We start from the raw sequence: 23,011 nt of genomic DNA on the forward strand, positions 1-23,011 counted from the left end.
GTGACTCCCGGGGCGGAGGGGACGGAGGGGACGGAGGGGGTGGGGCCGTTCCACCGTCGCACTCCTCGGGCCGCACCGCCCGTCCGGGCGCCGTTCGGGTGGCGGGGTCCGCGGGGCGGTGTGAAGGTGAGCCGTATGACGATCCAGACCGGAAGACTCACCGACCCGGCCGTCCGGGCCTTCGTCTCCGCGGTGAACGCGCACGACCGGGAGGCGTTCATGAGCCTGCTGACGGCCGACGCGACCATGGCGGACGACGGCACCGACCGCGACCTCGCCGAGTGGATCGATCGGGAGATCTTCTCCTCCCACGGCCATCTGGAGGTCGACAACGAGTCGGACGGCGGCCGGGCCCTCCTCGCCCGCTACAGCAACGACACCTGGGGCGAGATGCGCACCAAGTGGCGGTTCGTGGTGGAGGACGACGGGCGGATCTCCCGCTTCGAGACCGGGCAGGCGTAGCGGCCCGTTCGGGGGGACTCCTCCGTCACACACGCGCGGGTCCGTCACACACACGCGGGCCGCCCACTGCCCGGCGGACGGCCGAGGTCGGCCGGGTGCGCGGGCGGTGAGCGGCCCTTGGGGAGGTCGCGTCAGGGACTGAGGCTGCGTCAGGTACTGAGGTCGCGTCAGGGACTGACGTCGCGTCAGGGGCCGACCGAGAGGGTCAGCGGCTGACCGCCTGCTCCTTCAGCGTCAGCTGCCCGGCCTTGATGGTGGCCAGGCGCGGGGCGCGGCGGGCGATGGACGAGTCGTGGGTGACCATGATGAACGTCAGCCCGTACTCCTGCCACAGACCCTCCAGCAGGGACATGATGTCGTCGCGGGTGCCCTCGTCGAGGTTGCCGGTGGGCTCGTCGGCGAGGAGGACCTTCGGCTTCTTCACCAGCGCGCGGGCGATGGCGACGCGCTGCTGCTGGCCGCCGGACATCTCGGACGGGACGTGCGACAGCCGCTCGCCCAGGCCGACCGACCGGAGCGCCTCCGCCGCGCGCTCGCGCCGCTCGGCCGGCTTCACGCCGAGCGGGACCAGGGCGGTCTCGACGTTCTCCTGGGCGGTCAGGGTGGGGATGAGGTTGAACGCCTGGAAGATGATGCCGATGTTCTCGGCGCGCACCCGGGTCAGCTTCGCCTCGCTGAGGCGGGCCAGGTCGACGCCGTCGAGTTCGACGCTGCCCTCGGACGGGCGGTCCAGGGCACCGATCATCTGGAGCAGCGTCGACTTGCCGCCGCCGGTGGGCCCCTGGATGACGAGCTGGTCGCCGTCCTCGATCGTGAGGTCGATGCCGCGCAGCGCCTCGACCGTCTCCTTGCCCCGCGTGTAGCGCTTGGTCACGCCGGTGAGCTTGTACATGGACTTCTCCGTGATCCGTAATCCGTGAGGGAGGTGGCGGGCCGGTCAGGAAACGCTGCGCAGGGCGTCCGCCGGGCGCATCCGGGAGGCGCGCCAGCCGCCCATGGCACCGGCGATGAGACCGCCGGCGACCGCCAGGCCGACCGCGAGCGCGATGGTGGTGACGGAGACGGGCGCGGAGAGCGCGATCTCCAGGGTGTTGCCGGACGCCTGACCGCCCATGCCACCGCCGCCACCGCCCGGGCCGCCGCCCATGCCGCCGCCGCCCATGCCGCCACCGGTGTTGCCGAGTTCGGCCGTCAGCGTCGGGCTGATCGCCGTCACCGTGTACGCCGCGGCCAGGCCGAGCGCGATGCCGAGGACACCGCCGAGGAGGCCGTTGACGATGGACTCGCCGACCACCTGCCGGGTCACCCGGCGGCTCGGCCAGCCGAGCGCCTTCAGCGTGCCGAACTCGCGCACCCGGCGGGACACCGCGGAGGAGGTCAGCAGCGCGGCGACCAGGAACGCGGCCGCGAGCACGGCGATGGACAGCCACTTGCCGACGCCGGCCGCCAGGTCCGAGGCGGTGGAGAGGGAGCCGGAGACGGTGTCCGCGAGGTCGGCGGAGGTCGTCACCGTCGTACCGGAGATGTTCTTCTGGATCGCCGCCTTGACGGTGTCGATCTGCTGGGAGTCGGTCGCCTTGACGTAGATCGTGGTGACCTGGTCGGCCGCGTCGGCGAGGGTCTGCGCCTGCTTCAGCGGCAGGTAGACGTCCGTGGTGGACTCGCTGCTGTCGGGCGTCGCGACGCCGATGACCTTGTACTTGGTGCCCGAGATGGTCAGCGTGGAGCCGACCTTGTAGGAGTTCTCCTTGGCGTACGAGGCGCTGACGAGCGCGACCTTGGCGTCGGCCTGCGCGGTCGTGAACGTCTTGCCGGAGGTGATCTCCGTGCCGGCCAGCGGGCCGAGGTCCTGGTCGGTGACGTCGACGCCCGCCACGGAGTACGAGTTGACGTCGAAGGAGGCGCCGCCGCCCTGGACCTGCGGGGCCGCGGTGCTGTTGCCGCTGCCGCCCGGGCCGCCCTGGCCCTGCGACTGGCCGCCGGAGGAGCTCTGCGCCTCGCCGCGGGTGAAGGAGCCGTCGACCTTGGTGACGTTCAGGGTGAGCGCGCCGACCGCGGACGCCACGCCCTTCTGCTGCGCGACCTTCGTCACGAGCGACGACTTCAGGGCCTGACCTCCCTGCGTCGTCACGCGGTCCGAGCTCTGCTCCTCGTCCTCGTCGGAGGAGGCGTCGAACTCGAATCTGGGGCCCTGGGAGCTGTTTCCGGTGGGCGCCGTACGGGCCTTGGTGACGGTCATGTCGGTGCCGAGGCCGTACAGCGACTGCAGGACCTTGTCCTGTGCCTGAGTCATGCCGGCCGACACCGAGTTGACGGTGATGACCAGCGCGATACCGAGCGCCAGACCCAGTGCGATGACCAGGGCCGCCTTCTTGCGCCGGCCCAGCTCGCGCTTGAGATAGATGCCAAACATCCCGTTCCTCGTCAGGTTCTTGGCGCCCGCTGTGGGCGCGGCATCAAATTAGGGAGAAACCTTTGAGTCGGCATGGGTAAAGGATGTGTGGGGCCTGGGAATACCGGGGTGTGGAATGAGAATTCCCTGAGGGTGCCCGAAGTGCCCTGAGGATGACCGAAGTGCCCCCCGTGCCGCGCGAGCACGGTGAGGGCGCGCGGAGGCCGCCGACGGCGCGGGCGGCGGTCGTCGGCGGTGTGCGCGGGCGAGTGCCGACCGCGTCTGCGACGGCGGCCGGCGGTGTGCGCGGTGGCGGCCGGCGGGACGCGCGGGTGAGTGCCGCCCCGGTGGTGCGGCAGCCGTTCCACGGTCCGGTGCGTACCCCGCGGCTCCGCGCGGGGTCCACCCCCACCCGGTGCCGTGGAACGGCTGCCCCTCCCCCTCGGTGTGGCTCGGCGGAACGCTCTTGCCCCAAGTGTGAACGTTCGGTGGAGGTAGGTCGAGCATAAGTCCGCTACCGGGCGCAATGGGGCGGAAGAGGAAGATCCGCTTGTGCAGGTCGACGGGGTGACGACCTGTCGGACGAGCGGTCAGCCCCGGCCCACGTACGGCATCGCCGTCGCCAGGACCGTCGCGAACTGCACGTTCGCCTCCAGCGGCAGCTCCGCCATGTGCCGCACGGTGCGGGCCACGTCGGCGACGTCCATCACCGGCTCCGGCACGGTCCTCCCGTCGGCCTGGAGCGCGCCCGTCGCCATCCGGGCCGTCATGTCGGTCGCCGCGTTGCCGATGTCGATCTGCCCGACCGCGATGCGGTACGGCCGCCCGTCCAGCGACAGCGACTTGGTGAGGCCGGTGAGGGCGTGCTTGGTCGCCGTGTAGGCGACGGAGTGCGGGCGGGGCGTGTGGGCCGAGACCGAGCCGTTGTTGATGATCCGCCCGCCCTGCGGCTCCTGTTCCTTCATCTGCCGGTACGCCGCCTGCGCGCACAGGAACGCCCCGTTGAGGTTGGTGTCCACCACGTGCCGCCAGGCGTCGTAGGGGAGGTCCTCGACGGGCACGCCGCCGGGGCCGAACGTGCCCGCGTTGTTGAACAGCAGGTCGAGCCGGCCGAACCGGGCCCGCACGGCGGCGAAGAGGGCCGTCACGTCGTCGGGGCGCGAGACGTCCGTCCGTACGGTGAGCGGCTCGGTCTCGGGCGCGGCCAGGGCGGCCGTCTCCGCCAGGGTCTCGGCGCGGCGGCCCGTGAGGACCACCGACCATCCCGTGCGGAGCAGTTCCACGGCCACGGCGCGGCCGATGCCGGACCCGGCGCCCGTGACCACGGCGATCTTCGACTGTACGTCAGTTCGCTTGGCGTTCATGGGCCCGCAGCGTACGGCAGTGCCCGCGATACGGAATGCTTCCGTCCGCCACCCGACTGTCGTCCACGCGCCCCTTCGGGGTCTTCACGGCGTCGTCCCCGGCCACTCCAATGCCTCCTGCAGCCATTTTCAGGGGAGGACCGGAATGACACCCGCAGCACGCCCGTCCCAGCACGCCCCCGAACTCCGCGCCGCCGCCCGGCACATCGGCCGCCGCCGCTTCCTCACCGTCACCGGCGCGGCCGCCGCCCTCGCCTTCGCGGTCAACCTGCCCGCCGCCGGTGCCGCGGCCGCCGCCGAGCTCGACCCCGCCCGGATCACCGACGACCCCTTCACCCTCGGGGTGGCCTCCGGCGACCCGCTGCCCGGCTCCGTGCTCCTGTGGACCCGCCTCGCCCCGGCCCCCTACCAGCCCGACGGCGGCCTGCCCGCGGAACGCGTCACCGTCCGCTGGGAACTGGCCCACGACGAGCACTTCCGACGCACCGTCAGACGCGGCACGGCCACCGCCCACCCCGAGTTCCACCACACCGTCCACGTCGAGGTCTCCCACCTGGACCCCGACCGCGTCTTCTACTACCGCTTCCGCGTGGGCGACTGGACCAGCCCGGCCGGCCGCACCCGCACCGCGCCCGCCACCCGCTCCCGCGCCGCGGGCCTCACCCTCGCCGCCGTCTCCTGCCAGGCCTACGCCGACGGCTACTACACCGCGTACGGCCACCTCGCCCAGGACGACGTCGACGTCGTCTTCCACCTCGGCGACTACCTCTACGAGTACGCGGTCAACGCGGTCGGCAACTACCGCAACTACACCGACCGCACGCTCCCCGACCTGTTCAATCACGAGACGGTGACCCTGGAGGACTACCGCCTGCGGTACGCCCTCTACAAGTCCGACCCCGACCTGATGGCCGCGCACGCCGCGCACCCCTTCGTCGTCACCTGGGACGACCACGAGACCGAGAACAACTACGCCGGCGACACCCCCGAGAACTCCGTCCCGCCGGAGGAGTTCCTGCTGCGCCGCGCCTCCGCCTACCGCGCCTACTGGGAGAACCAGCCGCTGCGCCGCCCCCAGCTCCCCGACGGGTCCGACATGCGGCTCTACCGCCGCCTCCACTGGGGCGACCTCGCCCAGTTCGACGTCCTCGACACCCGCCAGTACCGCTCCGACCAGGCCTACGGCGACGGCGCCCAGCTCCCCGGCCCCGACATCGACGACCCGTCCCGCACCATGACCGGCGCCACGCAGGAGCGCTGGCTGCTCGACGGCTGGCGCGCGTCACGGGCGCTGTGGAACGTCGTACCGCAGCAGGTCACCTTCTCGCAGCGGAAGCTGGACCTGAACCCGGTCGCCAAGCTGTCGATGGACGCCTGGGACGGCTACCGCGCCTCCCGCCGCCGCGTCCTGGACGGCGCGGAGGCCGCCGGCGTCGACAACCTCATGGTCCTCACCGGTGACGTGCACGTCGGGTACGCCTTCGACATCAAGGACGACTTCGACGACCCGGCGTCCCGGACGCTGGGCACGGAGATCGTGGCCACCTCGATCGCCAGCGGCCGCGACGGCTCCGAGAAGCCCGCCAACTGGGCCACCTACACGGCCGCCAACCCGCACCTGAAGTTCTACGACGGGCGGCGCGGCTACGTCACCGTCGCCCTCGGCCGCGACCTCGCCCGCGCCGACTTCAAGACCGTCCCCTACGTCACCCGCACGGGCGCGCCGGTCACCACCGCCGCGTCCTTCGTCACCGAGGTGGGCGACCAGGGCCTCAAGCCGGCCTGACCCGGCCGGGTCCGCCGTGCCCGGCCGGGACTTCCCTACGGGCTCGGGACCGCCGCGCCCCGCAGCGCCGGGACTTCCCTACGGGTCAGGACCGCCCTACCCGGCCGGGACCGCCCTGCCTACGGGGCCGCAACCGCCGCGCCCGGCAGGCCGTCCTGCCCGGCGGCCGGGGGCCGCCCTACGGGGCCGGCGGCGGCCAGGCGTCGCCCCAGTCGGCGTCCCGCGCCGCCCGGTACAGCTCGCCGTGGCGTTTCGTCACCGTCGTCCGCTCCAGCCGCTCCTCGGCCCCGCACAGGTCGAGGAGCACCTGGCCCTTGCGGATCTGCGGCCGCCGGACGACCCGGGCGGGCGCCGGGGCGACGGGGAAGCGGGCGGCGGCGACGTAGGAGAACTTCTCGTCCTCGTACGGCAGCGAACCGCCCTTGACCTGCCGGTGCAGCGAGGAACGGCTGACCCGCGCCGAGAAGTGGCACCAGTCGGTGCCCGGCGCGATCGGACAGGCGGCGCTGTGCGGGCAGGGCGCGGCGATGCGGAAACCGGCGTCGACGAGCCGGCCGCGGGCCTCGATGATCCGCGCGTAGCCGTCCGGGGTGCCCGGCTCGACGATCACCACGGCCTGCGCGGCGGCCGCGGCGGCGTCCACCAGGGCGGCGCGGTCGGCGGCGGACAGCTCGTTGAGGACGTAGGAGACGGTGACCAGGTCGGTGGCGTCGAGGGCGAGCGCCGCGCCGATGCGGGCGCGCTGCCAGCGGACGTCCCGCAGCGCCGGGTTCGCGCCCGCGATCTCCCGGCCCAGGGCCAGCGCCGGCTCCGCCCAGTCCAGGACGGTCACCGGGCGCTGTCCGCCCCAGGTCGCGCCGACCGCCCAGGTCGCCGCGCCGGTGCCGCCGCCGACGTCCACGTGGCCGCAGGGCACCCACCCGGGCACGGCGTCCGCGAACGCCTCCAGCGCCGACCGGACCGCCTCGAAGGTCGCCGGCATGCGGTACGCGGCGTACGCGGCCACATCGGCGCGGTCGCGCAGGATGGGCGCGTCGGTGGGCGTGGCCCCCCGGTAGTTGGCGATCAGCCGGTCCACGGCCTGCGCGGCCTGTTTGGGCGGGAGCCCGTCGAGGAGATCCGTGAGGGCGCCACGGAGCATCTCGGAGGCGGATACGGAGACGTTCACCCCACGATTTTCTCAGGTCCCGCACCCGGCCCCGACCGACCGGCCCCCACGGGGCGGCCGGAGCCCGACCGTCCCTGGGCCGGGCGGGCTCACCGCACCGGGCTGCCGGCCCCTACGGGGCGGCCGGCACTCGCCCGTCTCCGGGCCGCCGGGCTCACCGCATCGGGCCAGAGGGGCTCACCGCATCGGGCTGCCGGTCCCGCGGGGCGGCCGGAGCCCGCCTCCTGCCCCTGGGCCGGGCGGGTTCACCGCACCGGGCTGCCGGCCCCCGCAAGGCAGCCGGCGCCCGTCTGTTCCGGGGACGTCGGGCTCACCGTACTGCCGGGCCGCCCGCCACCGGGCCGCCGGCTCACCGCTCGCTGAACCGGCCGTCCTTCCCCGGGCCGCCGGCTCACCGCTCGGTGAACCGGCCGTCCCTCCCCGGGCCGCCGGTTCACCGCACCGCCCTCGCCAGTCGCGTCCCCGCCCGGGCCCGTGGTGTGCTGTCCGGCGCCCGGCGTACCGGATGCACCGTGTTCGCCAGCAGGACGAGGAAACTGTCCGTCGCCGGGTCCAGGACCAGCGACGTTCCCGTGAAGCCCGTGTGGCCCGCGGCGCCCCGGCCGGCGAGTTCCCCCATGAACCACGGCTGGTCCACCGCGAACCCCAGCCCCGGCGGCGTCAGCAGCAGTTCCGCGAAGTCCGGTCCGAGGACGCGGGCGGGCCCGTACGCGCCGCCCGCGAGCAGGGCCCGGCAGAACACGGCCAGGTCGCGGCCCGTGGAGAACAGGCCCGCGTGACCGGCCACCCCGCCCAGCGCCCAGGCGTTCTCGTCGTGCACCACGCCCCGCAGCGGCCCCCGGTCGGCCTTGGCCCACGGGCGCCGCTGGTCCTCGGTGGCCGCCGCGTCGGGGCAGGGCCCGAAACCGGTCGACGTCATGCCCAGCGGCCGGGTGATCCCGTCGCGCACGAGGACGTCCAGGCCGCGCCCGGTCATCCGCTCCAGGAGCTGCTGGAGCAGCAGCATGTTCAGGTCGGAGTACCGGTACGTGCCCGGCTCGGCCACCGGCGCCTCGGCGCGCAGCAGCTCCAGGCGCTCCGTGTCGTCAGCGCAGTCGTACAGCGGCAGCTCGGGACGGAGGCCGGAGGTGTGGGTGAGCAACTGGCGGACGGTGACGCCGTGGGCGGCGGCCGCGCGGAAGTCCGGCAGGTAGGCACCGATCCGCGTGTCGATGCCGAGCGTGCCCCGCTCGATCTGCTGGACCGCCGCGACCGAGGTGAACAGCTTGGTGAGGGAGGCCAGGTCGAACGGCGTGTCCACGGTCATCGCGACGCGCTCGCCGGGCGGCAGCTCCACGCCCGCGCCGCTCCCGGGGTCGTACGCCGCGTAGCGCACCGCCCAGCCGGCCGCCCGCTGGACGGCGATCACCGGGCCGCGTCCGGCGACCACGACGGCGCCCGCCGCCCAGGGGCGGCCACCACGGGTGAGGCCCTCGACGTCCCGGGCGAGGTGCCGTATCTCCTCGGGGTCGAGCCCGGCCCGCTCCGGGGTGTCGACGCGCAGGCGCGGTGCGCTCAGCTGTCCGCTCCCCGGTGCTCGGCCCCGCCCGCGCGGGCGGCGCCTCCGCTATCCACCGCCGCCGTGCCCCTCCGGGGACGGCACAGGCCGGCGAAGCAGGCCAGCGCCACCAGCGTGGCCACCAGCTGCACGACGGCCATCGGCACGGCGGTGTCCTCGCCGGCGATCCCGACCAGCGGCGAGGCGATCGCGCCGATGAGGAAGGACGACGTGCCCAGCAGGGCGGACGCCGAGCCCGCGGAGTGGCGGACCCGCATCAGGGCCAGCGTCTGGGCGTTGGGCAGGACGACGCCCATCGCGGACATCAGGACGAACAGGGCGGCGGCCACCGGGGCCAGCCCCACCTCGCCGAACACGCCGGCCGCCATCAGCAGCAGCGCCGTCGCCGCCAGCAGGACGACCGCCAGACCGGCGACCAGCACCCGGTCCAGGCGGACCCGGCCCACCAGCACCTTGCCGTTGACCTGGCCGACCGCCACCAGCCCGATCGAGTTCAGGCCGAACAGCAGGCTGAACGTCTGCGGCGAGGCGCCGTAGATCTCCTGGACGACGAACGGCGAGGCCGAGATGTAGGCGAACAGGGCGGCGAAGGCGAAGCCGCCGGTGAGGAGGTAGCCGGTGAAGGGCAGGTCGGCGAGGAGGGCGCGCATCGAGCGCAGGGCCTCGCCCACGCCGCCCGAGTGGCGTTCGGCGGGCGGCAGGGTCTCCGGGAGCCGCGCCGCCACCAGGCAGGCCAGCAGCGCCCCGACCACCGTCAGGACCACGAACACGCCCCGCCAGTCCGTCACCCGCAGGATCTGCCCGCCGATCAGCGGCGCCACCACCGGGGCCACCCCCGAGACCAGCATCAGGGTGGAGAAGAAGCGGGCCATCGCCACCCCGTCGTACAGGTCCCGCACCACCGCCCGCGCGATCACTATGCCCGCCGCGCCCGCGAGGCCCTGCACCAGCCGGAACCCGATGAGCAGGCCGACGGTGGGCGCCAGCGCGCACAGGGCGGTGGCCAGGACGTACACGGCCAGTCCGCCGAGCAGGGGACGCCGGCGTCCCCAGCGGTCGCTCATCGGCCCGACCACCAGCTGCCCCAGGGCCATGCCGGCCAGACAGGCGGTCAGCGTGAGCTGGACGGTGGCGGCCGGCGCGTGCAGGGAGCGGGTGACCTCCGGGAGCGCCGGGAGGTACATGTCCATCGCCAGCGGGGGAGTGGCGGTCAGACCGGCCAGGAGGAGGACGACGAGCAGCCCGGTCCGCCGCCCGGCGGACGACGGCCCCGCCGTGCGTCCCGGGGAGTCGGCCCGGCCCGCCGTGCGTCCCGGGGAGTCGGTCCGTCCCGCCGTGCGTCCCGGGGAGTCGGTCCGTCCCGCCGTGCGTCCCGGGGAGTCGGCCCGGCCCGCCGTGCGTCCCGGGGAGTCGGTCCGTCCCGCCGTGCGTCCCGGGGAGTCGGCCCGGCCCGCCGTGCGTCCCGGGGAGTCCGTCCGGCCCGCCTGGCCTGCCCGGTCGGCCCGTGCCGCCTGCCCTGTCCGTCCCGCCCGTTCCGTCCGCTCCGTCTCCGTGTCGACCGTGTCCGACCCGCCCGTCACCGGCGCCCCACCCTCGGGCATCTGGCCGCCCCTCCCTCTCCGACGTCTTCGCGACCTATGCTCTCAGCTCGAACGCACCGATGGGACGGCACGAGGGTGGGCGGGATGACGACGGACAGCGTGCGGTGGGGGATCCTGGCGACCGGCGGGATCGCCGCCGCCTTCACGGCGGACCTGATCGACCTGCCCGACGCGGAGGTCGTGGCGGTCGCCTCGCGCACCGAGACCTCGGCGCGGGCCTTCGCCGAGCGCTTCGGGATACCCCGGGCGTACGGCGACTGGGAGTCGCTGGCATGGGACGAGGACATCGATGTCGTCTACGTCGCCACCCCGCACTCCGCGCACCGGTCCGCCGCCGGCCTGTGCCTCAAGGCCGGGCGGAACGTGCTGTGCGAGAAACCGTTCACGCTGAACGTGCGGGAGGCCGAGGAACTCGTCGCGCTCGCCCGCGACAACGGGCGCTTCCTCATGGAAGCCATGTGGATGAACTGCAACCCGCTGATCCGGCGCCTGAAGACGCTGGTCGACGACGGCGCGATCGGCGAGGTGCGGACCGTGCAGGCCGACTTCGGCCTCGAAGGCCCCTTCCCGCCCTCGCACCGGCTGCGCGACCCCGCCCAGGGCGGCGGCGCCCTCCTCGACCTCGGCGTCTACCCCGTCTCCTTCGCCCAGCTCCTGCTCGGCGAACCCTCAGGGGTCTCCGCCCGCGCCGTCCTCTCCGCCGAGGGCGTCGACCTCCAGACCGTCGCCGCCCTGTCCTGGGACTCCGGCGCGCTCGCCGCCCTGCACTGCTCCCTCGTCGGCGGCACCGGCACCTCCGCCTCCGTCACCGGCTCGCGCGGCCGCATCGACATCCCGTCCGGCTTCTTCCACCCCGACCGCCTCGTCCTGCACCGCGCCGGCCGGGACCCCGAGGAGTTCACCGCCGACCCGGCCGACGGGCCCCGCACCACCATGCGCCACGAGGCCCGCGAGGTCATGCGCGCGCTGCGCGCCGGGGAGACCGAGTCGCCCCTCGTCCCCCTCGACGGCACCCTCGCCGTCCTGCGCACCCTGGACACGATCCGCCGCGACATCGGCGTCCGCTACCCGGGAGAGCCCGCGTAGCCGACGCCCCGCACCGCCCCGCACCGCCCCGCACCGCCCCGTGCCCCGCCCCTTTCCCGGCGGGCACGGGGCGAGACGGGGCGTCTCATGTGCTTGGTACCGTCGTCGCATGGTCACCCAGCCCGGAAAGCCGGCCCCCGACACCACCCGCCGCAGCGAGAAGTCCCGGCGGGCCATCTACGAGGCCGCCCTCGCGCTCGTCGGGGAGGTCGGCTACCCGAGGACCACGATCGAGGGCATCGCCGCCCGCGCCGGCGTCGGCAAGCAGACCATCTACCGGTGGTGGGGCTCCAAGGCCGACGTGCTGCTGGAGGCGTTCCTCGACCTGGGCGAGCAGGCGGCCGAGGCGGCGGGGCAGGTGCCGTACGCCATCCCGGACAGCGGGGACCTCGCCGCCGACCTCAAGGCCGTCCTGCGCGCCACCGTCGACGAGCTCCTCGACCCCCGCTTCGAGGCCCCGTCCCGCGCGCTGACCGCCGAGGGCCTCGTCAACGAGCAGCTCGGCCGCGAGTTCGTCACCAAGCTCCTCGAACCCAGCCTCCGGCTGTACGCCGACCGCCTGCGCTCGGCCCAGGCCGCCGGGCACGTCCGCGCGGACGTCGACCCGCGCATCGCCCTGGAACTCTTCGTCTCCCCGCTCGCCCAGCGCTGGCTCCAGCGCACCGGCCCCCTGTCGTACGCGTACACCGACACCCTCGTCGACTACGCCCTCCACGGACTCGCACCGCGATGACTCCCCCGGGCCCCATCCGTCCCGCTGGTCCCACCTGCCCCGATTGGGTGCTCCGGACCCCCGATGCGCAAGATGGTGGGACCATAGGGCATGCTGTCCGCACCACGGCGAGGCAAGGGGATAGATGAGCGCGGAGTACGGCGGCCGCACCGGCCGGCAGGGCAAACTCTCCCAGTGGCTGCGCGGACGCCGCCCGAAGGAAGCCGCCGACGACGGCGGCCGTGAGGCCCTGCTGCTCGCCGCCGCCGGAGCGGGACTGCCGCTCGCGCCCGCCGCCCATCCGGCCCCCGGCTACCGCTGCTCCTGCGACCGGGTCGGCTGTCCCACCCCCGCCCGGCACCCCGTGTCGTTCGCCTGGCAGACGCAGTCCACCACCGACCGCGCCCAGATCGAACGCTGGGCCCGCCACCAGCCGCAGGCCAACTTCATCACCGCGACCGGCATGGTGCACGACGTCCTCGACGTGCCGCTGGAGGCCGGCCGGGAAGCACTCGGCCGGCTGCTCGGCGCGGGCGTCGAGGTCGGCCCGGTCGCCGCGAGCGACGACGGCCGCATGCTCTTCTTCACCCTCACCCGCGGCACCCCCGAGGACGAGGACGAGTGGTGGCCGTGCGAGCTGGACTGCCACCCCGAGACCATGGACGAGCACCCCGGCCTGCGCTGGCACTGTCGCGGCTCCTACGTCCTCGTCCCGCCCGCCCGGCTCCCCGGCGACGACGACCGCGCGGTGCACTGGGTCCGCGGCCCCGAGCACGCGCTGCCCGACCCGCTCACCCTCCTCGAAGTCCTCACCGACGCCTGCGCCCGCCACGTCGGCCAGGAGACCGGGCACCCGTCCGGGGCCTGGCCGCTGCGCCACTGAGAAGCGCGCCGGGGGAGCTACTGGGAGCTACTCGCCCTTCGCCGCCGTCAGCCCCTCCAGCCGGCTGAGCAGCGACACCCTGCCGTTCCCGGAGCCCTTCAACGGGTCCAGGGCCACCTCGTTGGCGACGAACTCCATCGTCAGGGACTGCTTGACCTCCCCGGTCGTCAGCGCCTGAACGTTCTCGTTCTGCGTCGGCACCGTCGCCCCCGCCGCGGCGGTCTGCTTCGTGTAGTGGTGCGTGCTGAAGAACACCAGCGCCCCGCCGTCCGCGGTGCGCAGTGCCAGCGGCGCGAAGTCACCGCTGGTCAGGGACTGGTCGACGTACTGCGTGGCCAGCCCCGGCTTGCTGGAGTTCTTCTCCCGGGTGGCGCGCAGCTCGCTGGTGTACGTGCCGTCCGCGAACGTCTCCCCGCCCTCGTGCAGGTAGGTCGCGTAGTCCTTGCTCAGGTCCTCCGGCGGGCGTGTCAGTTCCCCGGAGTCGGCGGGCACCGCCTCGGCCCAGCCGTCCTTGTCCTTGCGGAACTCCGGCACCGCCCCCGGCGCCACCAGCGTCAGGTAGGCCGCCTGCCAGGGGTCCGCCAGACGGTTGCGGGTGAACACCAGCAGCCAGCGCACGTCACCGCCCTTGTTGGCCTGCGCGTCGGCGACGAACCAGCGCGGCCAGCCCGCCTTCTTGGGGATGGTGTACCGCACGTCCGTCAGCACCAGCGCCTTGTGCTGCGGGTTGCCGTCCGGGTGGTTGACCCGCCCCGCCTTCAGCCGCGCCGCGTCGATGGCGCCCAGCGCCCCGGTGGTGTGCTCGGCGTCGAGGGAAGCGTCGTACGCCGCGTCGGCCTTGTTGTACGCGGTCGTGAACTGCTCGACCGCCTTCGCCGCCTCGGCCCGGGTCGCCGCGGGGAGCACCACGCGCTCCCCGTGGACCACCACACAGCCGCTCGCCGTCAGCGAGACGGCGGTGAGCGAGGCCGCTATGACTGCGTTCCGGTCACGCCTGACGGGCCGTCGACGGCCGGTCGTCAGGCTGCGTTCCCCGGTGCGTTCCCTGGTCATCAGGTGTCTTCACCTTCCCCTTCCCGGAGGCGAACCCTACCGGGGCGGGGAACGGCGCGGACGCCGGGACCGGGTACAGCGGCCACACCGTGACCTGGCCGGCCACCGGGCCCGGCCGGCCGCCCGACTCGCCCCGGCGCGGGGCGTGTCGGCCGGCTCAGGGGCGCCGCCTGGGGTGGACGAGGAGGGCGCCCGTCTCCGGGTGCGGCAGCACCTCGACCGGCTGGTCGTACACCTCCGTCAGCAGCGGCTCGGAGAAGACCTCGGCGGGCGGGCCGTCCGCGGCGACCCGCCCCGCGCGCAGCACCGCGACCCGGTGCGCGTAGGCCGCGGCGAGCCCCAGGTCGTGCAGGACGACGACCACCGCGTCGCCCGCCGCCGCCCGCTCCCGGCACAGCCCCAGCACCAGCTCCTGGTGCCGGAGGTCCAGGGCGGCGGTCGGCTCGTCGAGCAGCAGCAGCGGGGCGCGCTGGGCGAGGACCCGGGCGAGCGCGACCCGGGCCCGCTCGCCGCCGCTGAGCGCGGAGAAGGGGCGCGCGGCGAAGGCGGTCACCTCGGTGGCGGCCATCGCCCCGGCCACCACCAGGTCGTCCTCCGCGGGGGAGGAGGCGTGCGGCGCCCGTCCCATCCGGACCACGTCCGCCACGGGGAACGGGAAGGAGAGCGTCGCCGCCTGCGGCAACACCGCCCGCCGCAGCGCCAGTTCGGACGCCGTCCACTCCGTCGCCGGGCGCCCGTGGATCCGTACGACGCCCCGCGCGGCCGGCAGGTCGGCGGCGAGCGCGGCCAACAGGGTCGACTTGCCGGCGCCGTTGGGGCCGACGAGCGCGAGGACCTCACCGGCCCGGACCCGTACGTCGACACCCCGCAGGACCTCGCGGCCGCCCAGCCGGACGTGGAGGGCGTCGGCGTCGGCGAGGACGTCGCCCGGGGCGGCGGGGGACGGCGGGGCCGGCCGGGGGCGGAGGAGTCTCATACGGGGTTCCTCGGGGGTGTCATTGGGGGTTCATCGGGGGTTCATCGGGGGAGGCGGACGGGGCGAGCGGCCGGACCGGCACGGGCACGGGCACCGGCACTGCGGGCGGCGCCGGGACCGGCGCGGGGCGGGCGGCCGTCACGCCCACCCGCCCTGCTTGCGGCGGGTCCTGCGCAGCAGCCAGAAGAAGAAGGGGCTGCCGAGGAGGGCGGTGAGGACCCCTAGGGGGAGTTCCGCGGGGACGGCGACCGTGCGGGACGCCAGGTCGGCGGCGAGCAGCACCAGAGCGCCGAGCAGGGCGCTGCCCGGGACCAGGAACCGGTGTCCCGGCCCCGCCGCCATCCGCAGCAGGTGCGGCACGACCAGGCCGACGAAGCCGATGATCCCGGACACGCTCACCGCGGCCGCGGTCAGCAGCGCGATGACGAGGATCAGCACGATCCGCAGCCGCTCCACGTCCACGCCCAGGTGCCTGGCCGGCCGTTCGCCGAGCGCCAGCAGGTCCAGGCGCCGTGCGTACAGGGGCGCGAGGGCCAGGCCGGTCACCGCGCACGGCAGCACCGCGAGCACCTTCGGCCAGGTCGCCTGGGAGAGCGAGCCGAGCTGCCAGAAGGTGATCTGCTGGATCGCCGCGGTGTCCGCGAGGAAGAGGCACAGCCCGATCAGCGCCCCCGCGAAGGCGTTCACCGCGATCCCGGTGAGGATCAGCGTCACCACCTCCGTGCGCCCGCCGGACCGCGACATCACGTACACCAGCAGGACCGTGCCGAGACCGGCGGCGAAGGCGAAGGCGGACACCGTCCAGGTGCCGAGGACGTTCACGCCGAACGCGATCGCGGCGACCGCGCCGACCGCCGCGCCCGAGGAGATGCCGATGACGCCGGGCTCGGCCAGGGGGTTGCCGAACACGCCCTGCATCAACGCTCCCGCGCACCCCAGCGAGGCCCCGACGAGCAGCGCGAGGACGATTCTCGGGAACCGGACGTTCCACAGCACCGACTCCGCGACCCGGTCCAACTCCCCGCCCCCGAGCCCGATCCGGTGCTGCACGGAGGACAACACGTCCCCGACGGGCACCGGATACGCCCCGAGTCCGGCGGCGACCGGCACGAGGACGAGCAGGCCCACGACCAGCCCGGCGGTCAGCAGTCCGGCGGTCCCGCGCCGCCCGCGCGGGGCCGCGGCCGGGGGAGCGGCGGGCTCGGCGGGCTCGACCGGCTCGACGGCCTCGTCCAGGACGGTCATACGGCACCCTCCGGGGCGTACCGCTGTCCGGCGTCCGGTCTCGGTGAGCGTCGCACTGTCCTGTCCGTTCCTTCCGGTCCGCGGAGGCGCCCGGGCAGTGAGGAGCCGGGCAGGAAAGCAGCTTAGGTTAGCCTTACCTTCACTCGCTACCGGTTGTCGTCCCGGAGGACTCCTCATGCCCGCGCGCCCCCGTGCCCTGGTCACCGCCGTGACCCCGGCCCTCGCCGTGACCTGCGCGGCCCTGACGGCGGTCCTGCTCCCGGCCGGCGCCTCCCAGGCCGCGACCCGCGCCCCGCAGGGCGTCGCGTCCTACGCCGTCACCGACGGCCTCCGCCGGACGCTCGCCGACGTCCGCGTCACCGTGCGGCGCGGCGGGGGCGGCGATGCGGCGACGGGCGGCGCGACCGGCGGCACCACCGGCCCGGCCGGCTCCGACGTACCGGTCGGCGCCCTGGGAACGGCGTCCGCGGCGACGGTCCTCGCGGGCGCCGGGGTGGTGTTCGCGGTGCGCAGGCGCTCCTCGGACACCTGACCTGCCCCGACCTGGGGCGCTCTCATGGCCCGCGCGATGCTTCAATGCCCCCGTGACTGACTTCGACGTGCTCCGCGTCTTCTGCGCGCCCAACGGCGGATACGGCAACGAGCTGGGTGTCGTCCGTGACGGCTCCCGCGTGCCCGAGCGGAGCGACCGGCAGGAGATCGCGGCGAAACTCGGCTTCAGCGAGACCGTGTTCGTCGACGACCCCGAGCGCGGGATCATCGACATCTACACCCCCACCCTGCGCCTGCCCTTCGCCGGCCACCCCTGCGTCGGCACGGCCTGGCTGCTCGACGTCCCCGAACTCGTCACCCCCGCCGGGGTCGTCGGCGTCCGCCTGGACGGCGAGTTCAGCTGGATCGAGGCGCGCGCCGAGTGGGCCCCGCCGCGCACCCTCCGCCAGTACGCCACCGCCGCCGAGGTGGACGACCTGGCCGTACCGCCGCCCGGCGAGTGGGTCTACGCCTGGGCGTGGGAGGACGAGCCGGCCGGGCGGATCCGGGCGCGGGCGTTCCCCGGCCGCGACGACGGCATCGAGGAGGACGAGGCGACCGGCGCGGCGGCCCTCCTCCTCACGGAACGGCTGGGGCGGGCCCTCAACATCACCCAGGGCGCGGGCTCGCAGATCCTGACGGCCCCTCAGCCGCACGGCTGGGTCGAGATCGGCGGGCGGGTCTACCTGGAGCGCTGTCCGGAACGCTGATCGGAGCGCCGGGCCGGTGGCGGTACCGGTGGCGATACCGGTGACGACACGGGTCCCTTGGTCGGGCCCGGCGCCGGTCGTGAAGTCGGTCCGGGGGCCGGTCCCGGCGCCGGTCGTGGAGGGCAGTCGTGACGCCGGCGCGGCCCGGAGGGCGGCGGCTCGGCGTCCGTGGTCATTCGCACCTCCGTACGGGTGGTCCCGCGTGTGCGCGCCGTGGCGAGCGGGGACCGATGGGCGTGACCACTCAGCCCACTCAGCCTCCGTGAGAGGAGCATCATGCGTATCCGATCTGCCCTGGCCGCTGCCGCCCTGGGCGTCGCCCTGACCGCCGCCGGCGCCACGAGCGCCACCGCCGACGACGGGCACCGCACCTCGGACAAGGGCGGCCACGCCTCCTGCAGCTCGTACATCGGCGGGATCGACACGGCCTCCAGCGACATCTTCTGGGCGGGCGTCAACTGCCACGACGGCCTCGGCTTCCTCCCCGGGAGCTACCGCTCCGCCGACCACGAGCGCTCCTCGGACCACGGCTACACCTCGGGCCACGACCGCTCCTCGGGCCACGACCGCTCCTCGGACCATGACCCTCGTTCCGAGCACGGTCGTCACTCGGACGGCAAGCGTCCGTCGGGTCACGAGGGCTCCTCGGGTCATGAGGGCTCCTCGGGCCACAAGGGCTCCTCGGGTCACGAGCGTCCCGCCGACCACGACGACTCCTCCGGCTACGGCCACCACCAGGGCTGAGACGACATCGGGCCCGCCCCTCCCTGGTGGAGGCGCGGGCCCGGTCGTGTCCTCGCCGGCTCTCACGCCGACAGCGGGAACTCCTCGCCCAGCGCCCGGAACACGGCCGTGTTCAGCGCGAACGCCCGCTTGCACTCGGCCACGATCCGCTGCTTCTCCAGGTCGTCCGCCTCCACCGCGTCCAGCAGCTCCCGGTAGCCCCGCTTGAACGCGGCCGGGTTGGCGACGTCCTCGAAGACGTAGAACCGGACGCCGTCGCCCTTCTTCTCGAAGCCCCAGGTCCGCTCCGCCCTGTCGCGGATGATCTGCCCACCGGAGAGGTCCCCGAGGTAGCGGGTGTAGTGGTGGGCGATGTACCCGGCGGGCCACCGCTCGGCGCACTCGCGCACCCGCTCCGCGTACACCCGGGTCGCCGGGAGCGCCGACAGGCCCGCCCGCCAGCCGGGGCCCCGCAGGTGCGCCAGGTCCCGCTCCAGCGCCGTGAGCCGGAACAGCTCCGGCTGGACGAACGGCCCGGCCACCGGGTCCGACGCCAGCCGCTCGGTCCCGGTCTCCAGCGCCTCGTAGACGAACCACAACTGCTCGGTGTAGCGCGCGTACGCGTCGACGCCGAGCCGGCCGCCGAGCAGATCGCTCATGAACGTCGAGGTCTCGGCCTCCACGTGCTGCTCGTGGGACGCGGTGCGGATGACTGTCGAGAAGGAGTCCATACCTCAGATCTTCTATGGTTAGGCTTACCTAAGTCAACGGCTTGCCGACCTTCTGTCGGTAAGTTTACCGACGGCGGGTCGGTAAAAACCTCTGACCCGAACTTACCCCGGCAACGCGGAACCCGCCCTCCGGGGGAGAGCGGGTTCGCGCGATGTCGGGTCGGGGGGCGGTGTCCGGTCCCCGTAGGGCGGGTCAGGGCAGTGTGAGGATCTCCGCGCCCGTCTCGGTCACGACCAGCGTGTGCTCGAACTGGGCCGTCCGCCTGCGGTCCTTCGTCACGACCGTCCAGCCGTCGTCCCACATGTCGTACTCGTGGGTGCCCAGCGTCAGCATCGGCTCGATGGTGAAGGTCATCCCGGGCTGGATCACGGTCGTGGCGTGCGGGCTGTCGTAGTGCGGGATGATCAGCCCGGAGTGGAACGACGAGTTGATGCCGTGGCCCGTGAAGTCCCGGACGACCCCGTACCCGAACCGCTTGGCGTACGACTCGATGACCCGGCCGATGATGTTGATCTGCCGGCCCGGCTTGACCGCCTTGATCGCGCGGTTCAGGGACTCCCGGGTCCGCTCCACCAGCAGCCGGCTCTCCTCGTCGACGTCCCCGACGAGGTAGGTGGCGTTGTTGTCGCCGTGCACCCCGCCGATGTACGCGGTCACGTCCAGGTTGACGATGTCGCCGTCGCGCAGCACCGTCGAGTCGGGGATGCCGTGGCAGATCACCTCGTTGACGCTCGTGCACAGCGACTTGGGGAAACCGCGGTAGCCGAGCGTCGAGGGGTAGGCGCCGTGGTCGCACATGTACGCGTGCGCCACCTTGTCCAGTTCGTCGGTGGTGACGCCCGGCGCGATCAGCTTCGCCGCCTCCGCCATGGCCCGGGCGGCGATCCGCCCGGCGACGCGCATGGCCTCGATCGTCTCGGGCGTCTGCACCTCCGGCCCGGTGTACGGGGTCGGCGCGGGCTTGCCGACGTACTCGGGGCGCCGGATGTTTCCGGGCACGGTACGGGTGGGGGACAGCTCCCCGGGGACGAGCAGCGACTGGCCAGACATGCCGCGAGTCTAACCAGCGGGCATGGGGGAACATGACGGTGGCGAGAGGAGCTGGTCATGCCCCTGTTCAAGAAGCGGACCGTCGGCAAGCCGGGCGAGTGGTACTACTGCCTGGAGCACAAGAAGGTCGAGGAGGGGCCGGACTGCCCGGCCAAGGACCGGTTCGGCCCGTACCCGACCCGAGGCGAGGCCGAGCACGCGATGGCGACCGCCCGCGAGCGCAACCTCCAGTGGGAGAACGACCCCCGGTGGCACGACGCCCCGGCGGCCACGGACGACGACTGACCCGCCCGCGCGGGGCCGGCGGTCGTGTCCGCGCGTCCCTACCGGCCGCCTGCCCCGCGCTCACCAGGAGGCGGGCGGCGGTGCGGTCAGGGACTCCGCCAGCCGGGAGAGGCGGTCCCGGAAGCGCCGGCGCCCGCGCGGGGAGGGCACCGTGTGCTCGCCCGCCGCCGCGCTCACCAGGTGCTGCACGGTGTCCAGGTCGAGCTCCGCGCCGTCCGGCACGGCCAGCGCCTCGTGCGCCAGCGCCGTCAGCTCCGCCCCGCCCGGACCGAGGGCCAGCACGGTCACCCCGGCCCGCCGCGCGTCCGCCACCCGCTCCAGCAGCGGCGCGTCCCCCTCCGGCGACACCACCAGCAGGGTCTCGCCGCGCCGGGCGGCGTCGATCCGGCCCGGGCCGACCGCGAGGTGCGCCGGGTCCGTGGGCCGCGCGTCGAGCCGCACCAGGGTGGGGGCCAGCTCCGGCGTGCCCGACCAGGCGGCCTCGTCGACCAGATGGGCCGCCAGGTGCCACGGCTCGTACGCCGCGCTGCCCACCAGCAGCAGCCCGCCCCCGTGCTGCACCACGGACCCGCGCAGCACCGCGGCGAACCTGCGCGTGGCCCCCAGCCACTGCGTCCCGGCGAGCACCTCGCGCAGCAGCGCGACCCGTACGGCGTCCATGCGCCGCATGGTGCCGCAACCCGCCCGCCCCCGCCCGGTGTTCGCCGCCGATTCCCCCGACCCGGGGAACGTGACGGCCGCCACGCCCGGCGTGTCGCGGGGATCACCCCGGGGCCGCGCCCCCGCGGCGCCCCCGCGCCCCGTCCGGGCGCCGCCGCGCACGTACAGTCGGCCCATGACCTCTACCGACAGCGCACAGACCGCCCCCGCGAAGGCCCCCGCCAAGGATCCGTGGGACCTCCCCGACGTCTCCGGGCTCGTCGTCGGCGTGCTCGGCGGGACCGGGCCGCAGGGCAAGGGCCTCGCGTACCGCCTCGCCAAGGCCGGACAGAAGGTGATCATCGGCTCCCGGGCCGCCGACCGCGCCCGGACCGCCGCCGACGAGCTCGGCCACGGCGTCGAGGGCGCCGACAACGCCGAGACCGCGCGCCGCAGCGACATCGTGATCGTCGCCGTGCCGTGGGACGGCCACGGCGCGACCCTGGAGTCCCTGCGCGAGGAGCTCGCGGGCAAGCTCGTCGTCGACTGCGTCAACCCGCTCGGCTTCGACAAGCAGGGCGCCTACGCGCTCAAGCCGGAGGAGGGCAGCGCCGCCGAGCAGGCCGCCGCCCTGCTGCCCGACTCCCGGGTCACCGCCGCCTTCCACCACCTGTCGGCCGTGCTGCTCCAGGACCCGGAGATCGACGAGATCGACACCGACGTCATGGTCCTCGGCGAGGTCCGCGCCGACGTCGAGACCGTGCAGGCGCTCGCCGGCCGCATCCCCGGCATGCGCGGCATCTTCGCGGGCCGCCTGCGCAACGCCCACCAGGTCGAGTCGCTGGTCGCCAACCTGATCTCCGTCAACCGCCGCTACAAGGCGCACGCGGGGCTGCGCGTCACCGACGTGTGAGCCGCGCTCCCGCATGGGGGACACTGGACGGCACCAGCAGTGTCCCCCCACGGGACCCCCACGGGACCCCCCACGGGTCCCCTCACGGGTTCCCCCACGGGACCTCCGACAGGACCCCGACAGGAGAACGACCCCCATGCCCCGCCTCGCCCTCTTCACCCTCGTCGTCTGCCTCCTCGCCGTCGCCGCCGCGGTCGTCTCCTTCGCGCACGGCAGCTGGCTGGGCGTCGTCTGGGTGCTGCTGGCGGGGCTGTCGTCCAACATGACCTGGTACTACGTCAAGCGCGAGAAGCTCCGCCGGTCCGTCACGGGCTGACCGCGCAGATCTCCGCCGTCCCCTCCCAGAAGCGGTACAGCGACTGGCCGCAGTACGTCTCGAAGTCGCCCACGCCGAGAGCGCTCAGCGCCGCGTCGACCACGTCGAAGAACGCGCCGTTGACCGCCGGCACCCACAGCAGCGCGAACACGAACAGCAGACCGAACGGAGCGAACGGCTCCACCTGCCGCTTCACGCCGTACGGCAGCCAGGGCTCGACCACCCCGTAGCCGTCGAGGCCGGGCACCGGCAGGAAGTTCAGGAGCGCCGCCGTGACCTGGAGCAGCGCCAGGAACGCCAGCGCGTACCGGAAGTCGGCGGGCACGCCGTCCAGCGCGTCCAGCCAGAAGGGGGCCGTGCACACCGCGGCGAACAGCACGTTCGTCAGCGGGCCGGCCGCCGAGACCAGGCTGTGCCGCCAGCGGCCCCGGATCCGCCCGCGCTCGATGAACACGGCGCCGCCCGGCAGGCCGATCCCGCCCATGATGACGAACAGCACCGGCAGCACCACGCTGAGCAGCGCGTGCGTGTACGCCAGCGGGTTCAGCGTGAGGTACCCCTTGGCGCCCACCGAGATGTCCCCGCCGTGCAGGGCGGTGCGCGCGTGCGCGTACTCGTGCAGGCACAGCGAGACCACCCACGCCGCCGTCACGAACAGGAACACGGCCACACCGGGCTGCTCGGCGAACCCCGTCCAGGTCGCCCATCCCGTGACCGCCATGACGGCCACGATGCCGACGAAGACGGGGCTGACCCTCCGGTCGCTGCGGCGGGTGAGGGCGGTCGTCATGGTGCTCCCTGGGCTCGGTGCGGGGGTGGAGTGCGG

General features: G+C 74.2%; 24 protein-coding genes and 1 pseudogene. 11 read left to right on the forward strand and 14 right to left on the reverse strand.

The features are described 5' to 3' along the window. Positions 1–135: 135 nt before the first annotated feature. A complete protein-coding gene (locus ACZ3KJ_RS03650) occupies positions 136–462 on the forward strand; it encodes a nuclear transport factor 2 family protein (RefSeq protein ID WP_467524255.1) in 327 nt (108 codons plus the stop codon). Positions 463–667: 205 nt separating this feature from the next. Here ACZ3KJ_RS03650 and ACZ3KJ_RS03655 read toward each other — a convergent pair whose 3' ends face one another. The 3 genes from ACZ3KJ_RS03655 to ACZ3KJ_RS03665 all read right to left on the reverse strand — a co-directional run bounded on the left by ACZ3KJ_RS03655 (position 668) and on the right by ACZ3KJ_RS03665 (position 4,218). Then, positions 668–1,354, reverse strand: coding sequence for an ABC transporter ATP-binding protein (locus tag ACZ3KJ_RS03655; RefSeq protein WP_467524256.1), 687 nt, complete (start codon positions 1,352–1,354; stop codon positions 668–670). Between the two features lie 45 nt (positions 1,355–1,399). Then, positions 1,400–2,875: an ABC transporter permease gene (locus ACZ3KJ_RS03660; protein WP_467524258.1), complete on the reverse strand. Its 1,476-nt coding sequence runs from the start codon at positions 2,873–2,875 to the stop codon at positions 1,400–1,402. A gap of 569 nt (positions 2,876–3,444) precedes the next feature. After that, the gene (locus tag ACZ3KJ_RS03665; protein ID WP_467524260.1) at positions 3,445–4,218 is read right to left on the reverse strand and encodes an SDR family oxidoreductase; all 774 of its coding nucleotides are present in this window, start codon (positions 4,216–4,218) and stop codon (positions 3,445–3,447) included. A 145-nt stretch (positions 4,219–4,363) separates the two neighbouring features. Between ACZ3KJ_RS03665 and ACZ3KJ_RS03670 the strand changes: the two genes are divergently transcribed. Then, a complete protein-coding gene (locus ACZ3KJ_RS03670) occupies positions 4,364–6,004 on the forward strand; it encodes an alkaline phosphatase D family protein (protein WP_467524262.1) in 1,641 nt (546 codons plus the stop codon). A gap of 178 nt (positions 6,005–6,182) precedes the next feature. Here the strand turns inward: ACZ3KJ_RS03670 and ACZ3KJ_RS03675 are convergent, their stop codons facing one another. The 3 genes from ACZ3KJ_RS03675 to ACZ3KJ_RS03685 all read right to left on the reverse strand — a co-directional run bounded on the left by ACZ3KJ_RS03675 (position 6,183) and on the right by ACZ3KJ_RS03685 (position 10,331). Beyond that, positions 6,183–7,145: a small ribosomal subunit Rsm22 family protein gene (locus ACZ3KJ_RS03675; protein WP_467524803.1), complete on the reverse strand. Its 963-nt coding sequence runs from the start codon at positions 7,143–7,145 to the stop codon at positions 6,183–6,185. A gap of 460 nt (positions 7,146–7,605) precedes the next feature. Then, entirely contained in the window at positions 7,606–8,730 is a 1,125-nt protein-coding gene (locus tag ACZ3KJ_RS03680) for a serine hydrolase domain-containing protein (RefSeq protein WP_467524804.1), read from the reverse strand. Continuing rightward, positions 8,727–10,331, reverse strand: a complete 1,605-nt coding sequence (locus ACZ3KJ_RS03685; protein ID WP_467524263.1) for a multidrug effflux MFS transporter — start codon at positions 10,329–10,331, stop codon at positions 8,727–8,729. The genes ACZ3KJ_RS03680 and ACZ3KJ_RS03685 overlap by 4 nt, the downstream gene beginning before the upstream one ends. An 84-nt stretch (positions 10,332–10,415) precedes the next feature. On the opposite strand from ACZ3KJ_RS03685, the gene ACZ3KJ_RS03690 reads away from it, so the two are divergent. The 3 genes from ACZ3KJ_RS03690 (at position 10,416) to ACZ3KJ_RS03700 (ending at position 13,012) form a co-directional block, all read left to right on the forward strand. Next, a complete protein-coding gene (locus tag ACZ3KJ_RS03690) occupies positions 10,416–11,417 on the forward strand; it encodes a Gfo/Idh/MocA family protein (protein ID WP_467524264.1) in 1,002 nt (333 codons plus the stop codon). 109 nt (positions 11,418–11,526) lie between these two features. Then, positions 11,527–12,150 (forward strand): TetR/AcrR family transcriptional regulator, encoded by a 624-nt coding sequence (locus ACZ3KJ_RS03695; protein ID WP_467524266.1) that lies wholly within the window; start codon positions 11,527–11,529, stop codon positions 12,148–12,150. Between the two features lie 124 nt (positions 12,151–12,274). Beyond that, positions 12,275–13,012 carry a bifunctional DNA primase/polymerase gene (locus tag ACZ3KJ_RS03700; protein WP_467524268.1) on the forward strand — a complete coding sequence of 246 codons (738 nt, stop codon included), beginning with the start codon at positions 12,275–12,277 and terminating at the stop codon, positions 13,010–13,012. Between the two features lie 27 nt (positions 13,013–13,039). Here the strand turns inward: ACZ3KJ_RS03700 and ACZ3KJ_RS03705 are convergent, their stop codons facing one another. The 4 genes and pseudogenes from ACZ3KJ_RS03705 to ACZ3KJ_RS03720 all read right to left on the reverse strand — a co-directional run bounded on the left by ACZ3KJ_RS03705 (position 13,040) and on the right by ACZ3KJ_RS03720 (position 16,286). Beyond that, complete coding sequence (locus tag ACZ3KJ_RS03705) at positions 13,040–14,065, reverse strand: SCO2278 family lipoprotein (RefSeq protein ID WP_467524269.1); 1,026 nt, start codon at positions 14,063–14,065, stop codon at positions 13,040–13,042. Next, positions 14,001–14,201 (reverse strand): annotated as a pseudogene (locus tag ACZ3KJ_RS03710) (iron transporter); the annotation flags it as partial. The gene ACZ3KJ_RS03705 and the pseudogene ACZ3KJ_RS03710, both read right to left, overlap by 65 nt. Before the next feature lie 21 nt (positions 14,202–14,222). Further along, entirely contained in the window at positions 14,223–15,041 is an 819-nt protein-coding gene (locus tag ACZ3KJ_RS03715) for a heme ABC transporter ATP-binding protein (protein ID WP_467524270.1), read from the reverse strand. A 138-nt stretch (positions 15,042–15,179) separates the two neighbouring features. Continuing rightward, entirely contained in the window at positions 15,180–16,286 is a 1,107-nt protein-coding gene (locus ACZ3KJ_RS03720) for a FecCD family ABC transporter permease (protein WP_467524271.1), read from the reverse strand. A 175-nt stretch (positions 16,287–16,461) separates the two neighbouring features. Between ACZ3KJ_RS03720 and ACZ3KJ_RS03725 the strand changes: the two genes are divergently transcribed. From ACZ3KJ_RS03725 to ACZ3KJ_RS03735, 3 genes are all read left to right on the forward strand, one after another. Then, complete coding sequence (locus ACZ3KJ_RS03725) at positions 16,462–16,818, forward strand: hypothetical protein (RefSeq protein ID WP_467524272.1); 357 nt, start codon at positions 16,462–16,464, stop codon at positions 16,816–16,818. A gap of 52 nt (positions 16,819–16,870) precedes the next feature. After that, complete coding sequence (locus ACZ3KJ_RS03730; RefSeq protein WP_467524273.1) at positions 16,871–17,527, forward strand: PhzF family phenazine biosynthesis protein; 657 nt, start codon at positions 16,871–16,873, stop codon at positions 17,525–17,527. A 276-nt stretch (positions 17,528–17,803) separates the two neighbouring features. Then, positions 17,804–18,271, forward strand: coding sequence for a hypothetical protein (locus ACZ3KJ_RS03735; protein WP_467524274.1), 468 nt, complete (start codon positions 17,804–17,806; stop codon positions 18,269–18,271). A gap of 62 nt (positions 18,272–18,333) precedes the next feature. Here ACZ3KJ_RS03735 and ACZ3KJ_RS03740 read toward each other — a convergent pair whose 3' ends face one another. Together ACZ3KJ_RS03740 and map are read right to left on the reverse strand one after the other, a co-directional pair. Then, positions 18,334–18,981, reverse strand: a complete 648-nt coding sequence (locus ACZ3KJ_RS03740) for a biliverdin-producing heme oxygenase (RefSeq protein ID WP_467524276.1) — start codon at positions 18,979–18,981, stop codon at positions 18,334–18,336. A 193-nt stretch (positions 18,982–19,174) separates the two neighbouring features. Next, positions 19,175–20,032: a type I methionyl aminopeptidase gene (map, locus tag ACZ3KJ_RS03745; RefSeq protein ID WP_467524278.1), complete on the reverse strand. Its 858-nt coding sequence runs from the start codon at positions 20,030–20,032 to the stop codon at positions 19,175–19,177. Between the two features lie 57 nt (positions 20,033–20,089). On the opposite strand from map, the gene ACZ3KJ_RS03750 reads away from it, so the two are divergent. Further along, positions 20,090–20,317 (forward strand): hypothetical protein, encoded by a 228-nt coding sequence (locus tag ACZ3KJ_RS03750; RefSeq protein ID WP_467524280.1) that lies wholly within the window; start codon positions 20,090–20,092, stop codon positions 20,315–20,317. 60 nt (positions 20,318–20,377) lie between these two features. On the opposite strand, the gene ACZ3KJ_RS03755 is transcribed toward ACZ3KJ_RS03750, so the two are convergent. Next, on the reverse strand, positions 20,378–20,977 hold the full coding sequence (locus ACZ3KJ_RS03755) for a hypothetical protein (RefSeq protein ID WP_389511753.1): 600 nt from the start codon (positions 20,975–20,977) through the stop codon (positions 20,378–20,380). A 175-nt stretch (positions 20,978–21,152) separates the two neighbouring features. Between ACZ3KJ_RS03755 and npdG the strand changes: the two genes are divergently transcribed. Next, complete coding sequence (gene npdG, locus ACZ3KJ_RS03760) at positions 21,153–21,869, forward strand: NADPH-dependent F420 reductase (RefSeq protein ID WP_467524282.1); 717 nt, start codon at positions 21,153–21,155, stop codon at positions 21,867–21,869. Positions 21,870–22,005: 136 nt separating this feature from the next. Continuing rightward, complete coding sequence (locus tag ACZ3KJ_RS03765; RefSeq protein ID WP_467524284.1) at positions 22,006–22,185, forward strand: hypothetical protein; 180 nt, start codon at positions 22,006–22,008, stop codon at positions 22,183–22,185. Here ACZ3KJ_RS03765 and ACZ3KJ_RS03770 read toward each other — a convergent pair. Next, the gene (locus ACZ3KJ_RS03770) at positions 22,175–22,975 is read right to left on the reverse strand and encodes a site-2 protease family protein (RefSeq protein ID WP_467524286.1); all 801 of its coding nucleotides are present in this window, start codon (positions 22,973–22,975) and stop codon (positions 22,175–22,177) included. The two genes, ACZ3KJ_RS03765 and ACZ3KJ_RS03770, sit on opposite strands and share 11 nt — an antisense overlap. Between the last annotated feature and the right edge of the window lie 36 nt (positions 22,976–23,011).

The organism is Streptomyces sp. NPDC003248 (genome assembly GCF_055563235.1).